Raw genomic sequence first — 11,878 nt, 5'->3', positions numbered from 1 at the left:
CGCATATAATATAGCGCGCTTTTATAAAATAAACGTAAAAAGACCTATCCGGCGCTTTTTACGCCCCGCGCCGCTTTTATATTTTCCTTCTTGACTTAGCGGAGTTTCATACTATACTAATTGTAGCGCAAAATTTTAGGGTCTAAAAGTTTTAAAGTGCGAAAGAGGTATTTTCCGGCTGCACTCTAAGATAAGACTGAAATATATTATAGCATAACAGGGCGACATGTCATAAAAATCAATCTAAGGAGGAAATTTTATGTCGACACTCTATTTGGACGGTAAGTCACTCACTCTTCAGGACGTCGTGAACGTCGCGCGCAAGGGCTGGAAGGTTGAAATCTCCCCCGAAGCGAAGGAACAGATAAAGGAATGTGCCAAGGCGGTCCTCGCGTGGGCCGACGAAGGCCGCGTCGTCTACGGCGTTACGACGGGCTTCGGCGACCTCGCCTCCGTCGTCATCCCGCGCGACAAATGCCGCCAGCTTCAGGAGAATCTTCTTCTGAGCCACTCCTGCGGCTTCGGCGAGCCCTATCCCGAGGACGTAGTCCGCGCGATAATGCTGCTCCGCATCAACACGCTCTCCCGCGGCTACTCGGGCATCAGCCTCGAGACGCTCCAGCAGATGGTCGACTACCTCAACCTCGGCATCCATCCCGTCGTCCCGACCCAGGGCTCCGTCGGCGCGAGCGGCGACCTCTGCCCGCTTTCGCACGTCGCGATATCGCTCATCGGCCACGGCAACGTCGTCTATCAGGGCAAGGTGATGCCGACCTCCGAAGCGCTCGTCAAGGCCGGAATGAAGCCCGTCGAGCTCCAGCCGAAGGAAGGGCTCGCGCTTAACAACGGAACGACCGTTATGAACGCAGTCGCTGCCCTCTGCATCGTCGACGCGCTCACGATGCAGAAGAACGCCGATATCGCCGCTTCGATGTCCGCCGAGGCGCTCCACGCCGTTCCCTACGCCTTCGACAAGAGAACCCACGACCTCCGTCCGCAGGTCGGCCAGGGAATCGTAGCCGAGAACATGCGCCGCCTGCTCGAAGGCAGCGAAATCGTCGAGGCTTACAAGAAAGACCGCGTCCAGGACGCCTACTCGCTGCGCTGCCTGCCGCAGGTCCACGGCGCGAGCCGCGACGCCATCGCCTACGTCAAGGAAAAGATAGAAATTGAAATCAACTCCGTCACTGACAACCCGATCATCTTCCACAAGGACGGCGACGCGGTCAGCGGCGGAAACTTCCACGGCCAGCCGATGGCTATGGCTATGGACTTCTTCGGCATCGCCGCGGCGGAGTTCGCGAACATCGCCGAGCGCCGCATCGCGCGCATGGTCGACCACAAGCTTTCCGACCTGCCTCCGTTCCTCGTCTCCGACAGCGGCGTCAACAGCGGCTTCATGATTCCGCAGTACACCGCGGCTGCGCTCGTCTCAGAGAACAAGGTCCTTGCGCATCCCTCTGTCGTCGACTCGATACCGACCTCCGCGAACCAGGAAGACCACGTCTCGATGGGCGGATACAGCGCGCGCAAGGCACGTCAGATACTCAACAACACGAACCGCGTCATCGCGATAGAGATGGTCAACGCGGCGCAGGGCATGGACTTCCGCGCTCCTCTGAAGCCCGGCAAAGGCTCCGGCGCGGCCTACGCGGAATTCCGCAAGCACGTCCCCTTCTATGAGAAGGACCAGTTCATGCAGCCGCTACTTCTGAAGTCGCTCGAGCTCGTCGAGAACGGCACGATGGTCGAAGCGGTCGAAAAGGAGATAGGCGAACTCAAGTAAGGGCGCGCCCTAAAACGAAATAAGACGCACGATAAATGTAAAAAGCGGCACCATCGCTTTTTACATTTATTTTATAAAAAGACTATACTATAGGGACGATATTTTATAAAAACCGCGAAAGGCGTGATCGCAAAAATGGCAGTGCAGCTGATCGAATGCGTACCTAATTTCAGCGAAGGGCGCAGACAGGATGTCATAGACGAAATTGTGAACTGCTTCAAAGGCAAACGCGGAGTGTATCTCCTCGACCACCGCGCCGACGAAGACCACAACCGCTTGGTCATAAGTCTCGTCGGAGCGCCGACTCCGATTCAGGAAGCCCTTCTCGAAGCAGCGAAGGTCGCGCTCAAGCACATAGACATGAACGCGCACCAGGGCGGCCATCCGCGCATCGGCGCAGTCGACGTCGTGCCGTTCACGCCGATAAAGGGCATCACGATGGAAGAGTGCATAGAGCTCGCGCACAGCTTCGGCGAGCGCTATTACAAAGAGACGGGCATCCCCGTCTACTTCTACGAGGACGCCGCGCTGCGTCCCGAGAGGAAGCGCCTCGAGGTCATCCGCAAGGGACAGTACGAGGTGCTCAAGGACGAGGCGAAGACGAACCCCGACCGCAGGCCGGACATCGGCGAGGCCTGCCTGCACCCCACCGCGGGAGCGACCGTCATCGGCGCGCGCAAGTTCCTCGTCGCATTCAACGTGAACCTCGACACGCCCGACGTAAATATAGCGAAGAAGATAGCGGCGGCAGTCCGCGCATCGTCCGGCGGCTTCTGCCACGTCAAGGGCATCGGCCTCGCGCTCGAGGAGCGCGGCATCACGCAGGTCAGCATGAACCTCGTCGACTACGAGAAGAACTCGCTCTACCGCGTGCTCGAAACGATACGCATGGAGGCGAAGCGCTGGGGCGTCGGCGTCGTCGAGACCGAGGTCTACGGCATGATACCGGTGAACGCGATTCTCGAAAGCGCCGCGTACTATCTCCAGATAGCGGGCTTCGACCCCGAGCAGGTGCTCGAGCTCCGTCTGCTTGAACTTATGGGAAAGGATGCTGAATAATGGGTACGAAAAAACTTTACCGCAACATGCGCCTCTTCACCCCCGTCGACGGCGGACATCCGCTCGCGGGCAAAGAGCAGGCCAACGTCAAGGAAATCAAAAAAGCCGCGATGCTCGTCAGCGGCGGAATCATCGAGAAAATAGGCGAAGAGGAAGAAATCCTCAAAAACGTCTGCCCCTGCGAGGTCGCGATAGAAAAGGACTTCGGCGGGGCCTGCGTCATCCCCGGCTTCGTCGACCCGCACACGCACATGTGCTTCGCGAAGCGCCGCGAGGACGAGTTCGGGATGCGCCTCGCGGGACTTCCCTACCTTGAGATACTCGCGCGCGGCGGCGGCATACTCTCCTCGGTCAACGCCGTAAAGGCCGCGACGGAGGAGCAACTTTTCGAGACGACGAAAAAGCTTGCGCTCTCCGCTCTCGCGAAGGGAACGACCACCGTCGAGATAAAGAGCGGCTACGGCCTCGAGCTCGGCCTTGAGCTGAAAATGCTCGAAGTTATAGGCCGCGTCGGACGCGAAACGCCGCTCGACGTAGTGCCGACCTTCATGGGCGCGCACGCCGTTCCGCAGGAATACAAGGGCCGCGCCGACGAGTTCGTCGACGAAGTACTCGTCAAGCAGATGCTGCCGAAGGTCAAGGAACAGGGCATAGCGGAGTTCTGCGACGTATTCTGCGAGGAGGGCGTATTCTCCGTCGACCAGAGCCGCAGGCTGCTCAAGGCCGCGAAGGAGATGGGCTTCGACACGAAGATACACGCCGACGAAGTCAACGACCTCGGCGGCGCGGGGCTCGCGGCAGAGCTAGCGACGCGCTCCGCGGAGCACCTTCTTGCCGCGTCGGAGGAAAACCTCCGCGCGATGGGACGCGCCGGCTCGATAGCTGTTCTGCTCCCCGCGACGGCCTACAGCCTTAAGAAGCCCTACGCGCCCGGCCGCAAAATGGTAGACTGGGGCGTGCCGGTCGCGATGGCGACGGACTGCAACCCCGGCTCCTGCTTCTGCGAGTCGATGCCCTTCATCTTCGGCCTCGGCGTAATGTGCATGGACCTCTCCGTCGAAGAGGCGCTCACAGCATCGACGCTGAACGCCGCCTACGCCGTGAACCGCGCGAAAAAGCTCGGTAGCCTCGAAGAGGGCAAGCAGGCGGACTTCCTCGTCCTCGACGGCGAAAGCCCGACGACGCTAGCCTACCACGCCGGCGCGACCTCGATCGAAGAGGTCTACAAGCTCGGCGAGCACGTGGCGTAAATTTCGGACAAAAATATAAAACAGGAAACAGCGAAGGCGGCCCGCGAAAGGCCGCCTTTTTCGTATCCTTATGCCGGATTCGCCGCCGTCATAAGCGTTTCAGAGAGGCGCGCTCGTACTGCCTGTAAACATAGAACGACAGCGCGACGGTCAGGATGTCGGCGGCCGTCTGAGACCAAACGATGCCGTACATTCCGAAGATGCCGTTCAGTATGAAGAGCATCGGGATATTGAGCACGAGCCAGCGCGAAACGCCGAGGAAGAACGACTTGTCTCCCCTGCCGAAGGCCTGGAAGAGAAAGACTGTGAAGAAGCTCATGAACATGAGCGGCGTCGCGAGCACCCTTATGCGCAAGAAGTCCGTGCCGAGCTCGACCGTCCCCGCCTCCGTTATGAAAGCCCTCATGATGTACGGAGCCGACAGCTCGTACATAGCGATGCTCAGCGCCGAGGTTATGAGGCCGACCTTCAGCGCGCAGAGCATGACGGCCCTCATGCGCTTGTGGTCGCCGGAGGAATAGTTGTAGGCGACGAGCGGCATCATGCCCTGGCAGAGTCCGACGCCGAAGTTCAGCGGCAGGCGTTCGGCCTTCAGCACTATGCCGACCGCGGCGAGCGCAACGTTGCCGTACTCCACCATGAGCCTGTCGATGACGACGTAGTCAAGGTCGAAAAGAAAAGTCGTAAGCGCCGCGGGAACGCCCACGCCGAAGGTCGAGCGTATGCTGCGCGGCGACGGCATCCCGCCCTTGAGGCTGAAGGTGACGACGGAATCCTTCCCCATTCTGAATATAACGATGGCGAAATAGAAGCAGGCGATGAAGTTCGATATGCAGGTTGCGACGCCCGCGCCGAGGACCTCGCAGCCGCGTGGCATCAGGACGAACATAAAAAGCGGGTCGAGCGCGATGTTTATCAGCCCGCCGAAGGTTATGCCGAAGCCCGCCTCTTTTGACGCCCCGGCGCTGCGCAGAAGGTTGGAGAGGACGTTCGACAGGACGGTCGGGACGCCGCCGAAGACGATGACGCAGTAGGAATACTGCTTCGCGTAGAGCATCGTGTGCTCGTCCGCGCCGAGCAGATAAAGTATCGGTTCCATGAAGGCGGCCATGACGAGCGAGAAAAGCGCTGCCGCGAGTATCGCGGCGTAAACGCTGAACGCGCCCACCCGCCGCGCCTCGTCCTCCCGTTTCTCTCCGAGCAGGCGCGATATGAGCGTGCCGCTGCCTACGCTCGTCAGGTTCGCGAGCGAGAGCGATATGTTGAATACCGGCAGGATGAGCGACAGCGCCGCCACCATGTGCGGGTCGTTTGTCTTGCCGACGTAGAAGGTGTCCGCAAAGTTGTAAATGAGGACGATAAGCTGGCTGATTATTGTCGGGAGGGCCATTATTTTCAGAGCCTGCAGGACAGGCAGCGATTCAAAAACGGCCGTAGTTTCGGCGCTGCGCTTCATAAGATCAAGACCTTTTCATATTTCATAGCCGCGGCTCGCGCGTCGAACCGCAGCCGAAATATTTAGCTCGCGCGGGCGCGCATAGCAACGGATAAAAAAGCGGCGTGACGCCGTGCGCCCGCCGCGTTTGAAATTTCAGCGCATTCCGCGCCGCTGCGCGAAGTTATTTCTCCGCCTGCTCCACGAGGCTCCTGACCTCGCTTTCCGAGCATCTGTTGAGCAGCCGTCCGGCTTTCCAGTTCGCCTTCGGCGCGTGCAGCCTCAGCTCGTCGACGGTGCGGCCCATTCCGCTGCCGCCCGATGTCGCGAACGGTACGACCGTCTTGCCCGCGAAGTCGTAGCTTTCGAGGAAGGTCTCGATAATCCTCGGCGCGACGTACCACCAAATCGGGAAGCCGACGAAGACCACGCCGTAGTCCTCCATGTTAGGCAGCTTCTCCGCTATCGCTGGGCGCGCCGTCTTGTCGTTCATCTCTATCGTGCTGCGGCTCTTCTTGTCCGTCCAGTCGAGGTCCGCGTGCGTGTAGGGCTGCGCGGGCTTTATCTCGAACAAGTCCGCCCTCGCCGCCTCCGCGACGCGCTTCGCCGCCGCCCTCGTTACGCCGCTCGCCGAAAAATATGCAACCAGTTTTTTCATTTCAATTCCTCCGTTTCCAATGCCCGCGCGGTTCTTCATCCGCTGCGCCGGGCCGTTTTGTAGACAAAATATACTGTAGTATCCGAGTGTTGAAGTGTAAAATGCTTTTTCTAAATGCCAAACTTATGCCTGAGATGTATAACTAATTATTGAGCCGACGCCCCCGTTTGGCAGCCTCGCTATCACACGCTTTCTCAGGCCGGTTGGGATAAGGCTGACGCAGGGCTGACAGCGGTCAGATAACGCAAGCCGGCATCAAGGCATAGCGCTGTCCATATCAGCAGCACCAGCACAATAGCAAAAACGATAGGCTTTAGTTTTGCCTATGCGCTCAAATCTGTTTCTTTATCGCGGATTTATTCAATATGAATCATATAACACTACACAATCCGGTTTTTACAAGATACTCAAAAACATCAGAAAACTCTATTCCTTGCTCTATTGCATTGCTATCGTGGTTATAAAAGACAATTTCTTCCTTACACTTACCATTTTCTATTTGGAAAGCGTAATAATCTCCACACTCATTGTCAGCCATGAATAGCAAACCTTTCACTTTATCTGGGTTATGACTATAAATAGAAAAATAGCTGTTTTTATCTAAGGAATAAATTATTGTAGCTCCAAAATAACCGCCGCCGAAATTTAAGAGAAATTGTATATATTTCTCAGGTAAAATAATTTGATATTGCCTTTGGAATGCAATCACATCTTCCATTGACTCTGAGATAGCGCGTTCCAATTCAAAAAAATGAGGATGTTTTGTTTTTATATTTCTTATAATTTCCTTAAATGTATCTAAATCCATAATCTTTATTCCCCTATCCAGCTTTATCGCTCGCTCCTATGCTCCACTTTAACACCCTCGGAATGATTTTTTCTATCAGTCAGCTATATAGTATAGAGACGACGTTTATTTATCTTGCTTGTGCCGCATTACAGTGCATGAGCAATTTTGCAGGCGCTCAAGCTCAGCGCAACTGTTACGAAAAAGCGGCGGAGATTTCCCCGCCGCGCGTTTTCGTTTCGTCTTACAGTTCGTTTATGTCGAAGAATATCCTCTTCCCGTCGGCGAAGCAGGGCACGCCTATCGCGCCGTTTTTTCTTGACTTCGTCGAACTCGGGCGCTTTGTCGCGCAGTCGCAGGAAGAGCTTGAGGTTTGCGGTGCTTTCGTCGATGTTGACGAATTCCACGTCGAGCCCTTTCTCCGCTATCGTTTCAAGCGCCGCCGTGCAGTCGGGGCAGTTTCTGGTGCCTATCATCTTTACCGTCATTTCATGTTCCTCCTATTCGATGAACATCGAGTCGCCGAACGAGAAGAAGCGGTAGCGCTTGCGCACGGCCTCGTTGTAAGCGCTCATCATCGTATCGTAGCCGCCCGAAGGCAGAGACGAGCATCAGCAGCGTGCTCATAGGCAGATGGAAGTTTGTTATGAGCGCGTCTATGACGCGGAACTCGAAGCCGGGGCTTATGAAGAGCCGCGTGTCGAGCGCGCCCGGGACGATTTTCCCCCAGCGCTGCGCGAACGATTCGAGCGTGCGCACGACTGTCGTGCCGACCGCGACGACGCGCCCGCCGTGCTCCTTCGCCGCGTTTATCGCTTCTGCGGTCTCGGGCGGTATCTCGCAGAACTCCTCGTGCATTATGTGGTCGGCGATGTTCTCCGCCTTGACGGGGCGGAATGTGCCGAGGCCGACGCGCAGCGTGACGAAGACGTGCGGCACGCCCTTGTCCTCGAGCTTTTGCAGAAGCTCCGGCGTGAAGTGCAGCCCCGCGGTCGGCGCGGCGACGGAGTTCTCTTTCTCGGCCTTTGCGTAGACCGTCTGGTAGCGCTCGGGCTCCGCGTGGGTGTCAGTAATGTAGTGCGGGAGCGGCGTCTTGCCGAATTTGTGTATTATCGCGAGCGGGTCTGCGTCTTTTGCGAATATCAGCGTGCGCAGGCCGTCTTCAAGGCGCGCGCCGACCGTCACCTCGGTATCGGCGTCGAGTGCGACCTTCGTGCCTTCGGGCAGTTTGCGCCCCGGGCGGACGAGCGCCGTCCATTCGTTCGGCGAGCTGCCGGGATTGAGGAAGAATATCTCGACGTGCGCGCCGTGCTCCGCAGAGCTTTTTTTGACCCCCTCGACGCGCGCGGGAAGCACGCGAGTGTCGTTGAGGACCAGCAGATCCCCAGGTTAAGATATTCAGGGATGTCGCGGAATATTCTGTCTTCCGTGGCTCTGTTTCCGCGATGTACTACCATGAGGCGCGAGGAGTCGCGCGGCTCAGCGGGGTCCTGCGCTATCAGCTCTTTCGGCAGATTGTAGTCGTAGGCCGCTGTTTTCGTCAGGTCGCGTTCCATTTTATCTCGTCTCCAGCTTCGTGCCCTGGAAGTAATATTCGAGCATCGTTTATAATCCCAGCCCGCTTCCGCGAGGGCCTTCGCCGTCCACTGCGGGAAGCCGACGCCGTGGCCGTAGCCCCTGCCGTACATCACGACCGTCTGCGCCGAGGTGCCGTCCATCGAGAGCGCGTGAGGCCGCGGCTCCGTGCGTCGCCTGCGGCGCGGGCTTTACCTCCGGCTTCGGCTTTTCAGCCTTCGCGGGAGGATTTTTCATCTTCGCCATGCGCGCGAGCCCTTCCGCGACGTACTGAGGATATTTCGTGTCGTCGCCTATCATCGAAAGCAGCTCTCTCATCGTAAAGACGTTGTTCTTCGCCATCCAGTAGAGCTTGTCGGCGTCGTTCTCCGGCATTCCGGCGATTTGCGCGGACGGCGCGGCGGCGTTCTGCTTCGGTATCTGCACGACGTTCGCCGCGGGCTTGGAGACCGACGTTGTGTTCACCTTGTACGCGCTGCGGCGGTTGAACTCGAAGAGCGTGCTCTTGACGACCGACGCGCCGACGGCGGTGCGGAATTTGTTGCCGCTTATGATTTTCGTCCCGGCGCTGCCTTTGAGCTCTATCTGCTCGATTCTGCCGCTCTTGTCGCGTTTGTGCGGGCGAAGGGATTTCTGCGTGCCGACTCCCGTTCCCGCCGCGGTCAGCTTTTTGCCGATCTGCGCCATCGTGAGCGTGGTCTGCCATGTTTTGTTGGGGCTGTCGTTCGGCACGGGGTCGGCCTTCGGTTTGAGGTAAGGCACGACGCCGCCCCATACCGACTCCGAGCTCGTCGTCCATGCCGCCGCTGTCGCTGAAGAAGAAGGTCTGCGCCGGAGCGCCGCCGTAAGTGAGTATCTGCCCCTTCGTCTCGTTGACGGCCTGCGTTATGGAGGGCGATTCGTCCGCTGTGCCGCGATAGACCTGGCAGTGCGTCTCGTCGCATATGTCGTAGGCGCCGTGCTTCTCGACGCGAGCGTGTAGGTGCGCGCGAGAACGGCTTGCGCCTTGAGCGCCTCTTTGGGCCATGTCGGGTGCATTTCGGATTTGAGCACGCCTTTGAGGTATTCCTCGACGTCGACCTTGTTGACTAAATTGAGGCCGTTTCCGCTGCGTTCTATGACGAGCGCTCCCTTGTACTTTACGCCGTCTACGACGACGCCGGAACCGCTTTTCATCGTCACGGGCAGTTTATATGTGACTTTGCCCGCCTTCATAGCGCCGTTCGAATATGATATCTTGAAGGTGCCGTTGAATGGCTTCGTGTACATTCCGCGCGCGTCGGTGAGCACGACGCCCTGGCCGCCGATTGAGCCCTGCGTCACGCGCTGTTTGAGCAGCACCGTGATTTCGCGCGCTGAGGCGGGGATGCTCCAAAGGAGGACGAATATTATCGCCGCCGCAAAGATCTGTTTTTTCATACTCTGAGATAGCGCGTGAGAAGATATTGAAGATTATCGAAAGCACGAGGCTGACGACGAGCATCGTCCCGAACGGGGCGAAGACCGTCAGGTTCTTTTTCTGGTATGTGATGTCGCCCGGCAGCTTTCCGAACGGGGATGTTGAGCTTGCCCGCGAGGACTAGGACGACGCCTATCGCCGCGATCAGCAGCCCCATGCCTATAAGCGCCTTGCCGAGCTGGTTCATTGTTCGTCCTCCTGCGTGAAGAGGCTTTGCTGGTTCTGCTGGTACTGCATGAAGTGCTGCGATACCGGGATGCCGAGATAGTCCCACGTGTTGCGCGTCGCGCGCCGTCCGCGCGGCGTGCGCTCGAGCAGCCCCTTCTGGATAAGGTACGGCTCGTAGATGTCCTCTATCGTTTGCGCGTCCTCGTTGAGCGCGGCGGCGAGCGTCGAGAGTCCGACCGGGCCGCCGTCAAAGAGCTCTATCAGCGCGCGCAGGAATTTGCGGTCGCCGTCGTCGAGCCCCTGCGGGTCGACGCCGAGCATGTCGAGCGCGTAGCGCGCGAGGTCGCGTTCCACCTGCGGGACGCGCTTGACCTCGGCCACGTCGCGCACGCGGCGCAGAAGGCGCAGCGCGACGCGCGGTGTTCCGCGCGAGCGCAGCCCTATCTCCTCGGCCGCGTCGTCGAGAATTTTCAGCCCGAGCACGCCAGCGCCGCGCTTGACTATCGCGGTGAGCTCCTCGGGGGAATAGAGATGAAGTTGCTCGACTATGCCGAAGCGCGCACGCAGCGGAGAGGTGAGCAGGCCGAGGCGCGTCGTCGCGCCTATGAGCGTGAACTTCGGCAGCGCGAGGCGGATGCTGCGCGCGAGCGGCCCTTTGCCGACGACTATCGAGAGCGAAAAATCCTCCATCGCGGGATAGAGTATCTCCTCGATGTTCGCCGACATTCTGTGTATCTCGTCTATGAAGAGCACGTCGTTCGGCTGAATATTGGACAAAATCGCGGCGAGGTCTCCCGCGCGCTCAAGCGCCGGTCCGGTCGTGACGCGGAGGTTGCCCTTCATCTCTTTAGCGATAATTCCGGCGAGCGTCGTTTTTCCGAGGCCGGGCGGCCCGTAGAAGAGCGTGTGGTCGAGCGGCTCCTCGCGCTGGAGCGACGCCGTCATGAAAATCGTCAGCTTGTCCTTGAGCGCGCTCTGTCCGATAAAGTCGTTGAGCGCCTGCGGGCGGAGGGTGTAAATTTCGTCCTCCTTCTCGCGGCGCATCGTTTCTATGAGCTTATGAGAACGTTCGTTGTCTTCCATTTCAACACCTCGCTACCTGCGCTGTAGGATGCCGAGCGCGGCCTTGAGCAGCGTCTCCTCCGTCCACGACGTGTCGTCGTCGGCCTGCGCCTTCGCCGTCGCTATCGCGCGCGCGCATTCGCCGTGCGAGAAGCCGAGGCCCGCGAGGGCCTCCGCGACGAAGGAATCGAAGGACGAGGGCGCTCCGCCCGAAATTTCCGCGCCTATCGAGGCGAATTCCTTCTCGACCTTGCTCTTGAGCTCGAAGCAGATGCGCTCCGCGCGCTTCGCGCCGAGACCCGGGACGGAAAGCGCGGAGACGTTCCCCGCCTTTATAGCCTCGACGATGCGCGCGAGGTCGAGATAACGCATCAGCATAATCGCGAGCTTTCCGCCTATCGTCTTGACGTGAAGCAGCTCCATAAAGAAGTCTCGCTCCGTCTCGTTCGCGAAGCCGAACATCGCTATGCCCGCGTCGCTCACCTGCATGTAGGTGCGGCACTTTATCTCTTCGCCGACTACCGCGGAGGCGAGCAGCGCCTTCGTCGGATAGACCTCGACGCCGAAGCCGGAGACGTCGATTATTATGCTTTCCTTGGAAATTTCGGCGAGAGTGCCTCTGAGAAAATTTATCATAGC

General features: G+C 58.6%; 13 protein-coding genes and 1 pseudogene. 3 read left to right on the top strand and 11 right to left on the bottom strand.

What is annotated here, in order from left to right:
• Window positions 1-259 precede the first annotated feature (259 nt).
• The 3 genes from hutH (at window position 260) to hutI (ending at window position 4,095) form a co-directional block, all read left to right on the top strand.
• Window positions 260-1,786 carry a histidine ammonia-lyase gene (gene hutH / locus ABGT66_RS07730; RefSeq protein ID WP_294193636.1) on the top strand — a complete coding sequence of 509 codons (1,527 nt, stop codon included), beginning with the start codon at window positions 260-262 and terminating at the stop codon, window positions 1,784-1,786.
• A 135-nt stretch (window positions 1,787-1,921) separates the two neighbouring features.
• Window positions 1,922-2,845: a glutamate formimidoyltransferase gene (gene ftcD / locus ABGT66_RS07725; protein WP_294193635.1), complete on the top strand. Its 924-nt coding sequence runs from the start codon at window positions 1,922-1,924 to the stop codon at window positions 2,843-2,845.
• Window positions 2,845-4,095: an imidazolonepropionase gene (hutI, locus tag ABGT66_RS07720; RefSeq protein WP_346689928.1), complete on the top strand. Its 1,251-nt coding sequence runs from the start codon at window positions 2,845-2,847 to the stop codon at window positions 4,093-4,095. The genes ftcD and hutI overlap by 1 nt, the downstream gene beginning before the upstream one ends.
• A gap of 88 nt (window positions 4,096-4,183) precedes the next feature.
• Here hutI and ABGT66_RS07715 read toward each other — a convergent pair whose 3' ends face one another.
• From ABGT66_RS07715 to ruvA, 11 genes and pseudogenes are all read right to left on the bottom strand, one after another.
• A complete protein-coding gene (locus ABGT66_RS07715; RefSeq protein WP_346689927.1) occupies window positions 4,184-5,551 on the bottom strand; it encodes an MATE family efflux transporter in 1,368 nt (455 codons plus the stop codon).
• A 163-nt stretch (window positions 5,552-5,714) separates the two neighbouring features.
• Window positions 5,715-6,188, bottom strand: coding sequence for a flavodoxin (locus tag ABGT66_RS07710; protein WP_346689925.1), 474 nt, complete (start codon window positions 6,186-6,188; stop codon window positions 5,715-5,717).
• 370 nt (window positions 6,189-6,558) lie between these two features.
• Window positions 6,559-6,996 (bottom strand): SMI1/KNR4 family protein, encoded by a 438-nt coding sequence (locus tag ABGT66_RS07705; protein WP_346689924.1) that lies wholly within the window; start codon window positions 6,994-6,996, stop codon window positions 6,559-6,561.
• A 128-nt stretch (window positions 6,997-7,124) separates the two neighbouring features.
• Window positions 7,125-7,463 carry a glutaredoxin domain-containing protein gene (locus ABGT66_RS07700; RefSeq protein ID WP_346689922.1) on the bottom strand — a complete coding sequence of 113 codons (339 nt, stop codon included), beginning with the start codon at window positions 7,461-7,463 and terminating at the stop codon, window positions 7,125-7,127.
• Window positions 7,464-7,475: 12 nt separating this feature from the next.
• Window positions 7,476-7,550 (bottom strand): S-adenosylmethionine:tRNA ribosyltransferase-isomerase, encoded by a 75-nt coding sequence (locus ABGT66_RS07695; RefSeq protein WP_346690459.1) that lies wholly within the window; start codon window positions 7,548-7,550, stop codon window positions 7,476-7,478.
• A 76-nt stretch (window positions 7,551-7,626) separates the two neighbouring features.
• Window positions 7,627-8,531: pseudogene (queA, locus tag ABGT66_RS07690) on the bottom strand (tRNA preQ1(34) S-adenosylmethionine ribosyltransferase-isomerase QueA); the annotation flags it as partial.
• A gap of 49 nt (window positions 8,532-8,580) precedes the next feature.
• Window positions 8,581-9,312: a hypothetical protein gene (locus ABGT66_RS07685; RefSeq protein ID WP_346689921.1), complete on the bottom strand. Its 732-nt coding sequence runs from the start codon at window positions 9,310-9,312 to the stop codon at window positions 8,581-8,583.
• A 427-nt stretch (window positions 9,313-9,739) separates the two neighbouring features.
• Window positions 9,740-10,060, bottom strand: coding sequence for a hypothetical protein (locus ABGT66_RS07680; protein WP_346690458.1), 321 nt, complete (start codon window positions 10,058-10,060; stop codon window positions 9,740-9,742).
• On the bottom strand, window positions 9,966-10,196 hold the full coding sequence (locus ABGT66_RS07675; RefSeq protein WP_346689919.1) for a hypothetical protein: 231 nt from the start codon (window positions 10,194-10,196) through the stop codon (window positions 9,966-9,968). The genes ABGT66_RS07680 and ABGT66_RS07675 overlap by 95 nt, the downstream gene beginning before the upstream one ends.
• Window positions 10,193-11,260: a Holliday junction branch migration DNA helicase RuvB gene (gene ruvB / locus ABGT66_RS07670; RefSeq protein ID WP_346689918.1), complete on the bottom strand. Its 1,068-nt coding sequence runs from the start codon at window positions 11,258-11,260 to the stop codon at window positions 10,193-10,195. The genes ABGT66_RS07675 and ruvB overlap by 4 nt, the downstream gene beginning before the upstream one ends.
• 12 nt (window positions 11,261-11,272) lie before the next feature.
• The gene (gene ruvA / locus ABGT66_RS07665; protein WP_346689916.1) at window positions 11,273-11,875 is read right to left on the bottom strand and encodes a Holliday junction branch migration protein RuvA; all 603 of its coding nucleotides are present in this window, start codon (window positions 11,873-11,875) and stop codon (window positions 11,273-11,275) included.
• Between the last annotated feature and the right edge of the window lie 3 nt (window positions 11,876-11,878).

The sequence above is a fragment of the uncultured Cloacibacillus sp. genome, from assembly GCF_963926575.1.
GTDB classification, from domain to species: Bacteria; Synergistota; Synergistia; order Synergistales; family Synergistaceae; genus Caccocola; species Caccocola faecigallinarum.
This window is presented reverse-complemented; position numbering and strand designations above follow the sequence as displayed.

What these genes read in the sequence shown, in the direction of transcription:
- ABGT66_RS07675 (WP_346689919.1), bottom strand. Translation starts at nt 10,196, where the DNA reads ATGAACCAGCTCGGCAAGGCGCTTATAGGCATGGGGCTGCTGATCGCG.
- ABGT66_RS07715 (WP_346689927.1), bottom strand. Translation starts at nt 5,551, where the DNA reads ATGAAGCGCAGCGCCGAAACTACGGCCGTTTTTGAATCGCTGCCTGTC.
- hutH (WP_294193636.1), top strand. Translation starts at nt 260, where the DNA reads ATGTCGACACTCTATTTGGACGGTAAGTCACTCACTCTTCAGGACGTC.
- ruvB (WP_346689918.1), bottom strand. Translation starts at nt 11,260, where the DNA reads ATGGAAGACAACGAACGTTCTCATAAGCTCATAGAAACGATGCGCCGC.
- ftcD (WP_294193635.1), top strand. Translation starts at nt 1,922, where the DNA reads ATGGCAGTGCAGCTGATCGAATGCGTACCTAATTTCAGCGAAGGGCGC.
- ABGT66_RS07705 (WP_346689924.1), bottom strand. Translation starts at nt 6,996, where the DNA reads ATGGATTTAGATACATTTAAGGAAATTATAAGAAATATAAAAACAAAA.
- ABGT66_RS07700 (WP_346689922.1), bottom strand. Translation starts at nt 7,463, where the DNA reads ATGACGGTAAAGATGATAGGCACCAGAAACTGCCCCGACTGCACGGCG.
- ruvA (WP_346689916.1), bottom strand. Translation starts at nt 11,875, where the DNA reads ATGATAAATTTTCTCAGAGGCACTCTCGCCGAAATTTCCAAGGAAAGC.
- ABGT66_RS07710 (WP_346689925.1), bottom strand. Translation starts at nt 6,188, where the DNA reads ATGAAAAAACTGGTTGCATATTTTTCGGCGAGCGGCGTAACGAGGGCG.
- hutI (WP_346689928.1), top strand. Translation starts at nt 2,845, where the DNA reads ATGGGTACGAAAAAACTTTACCGCAACATGCGCCTCTTCACCCCCGTC.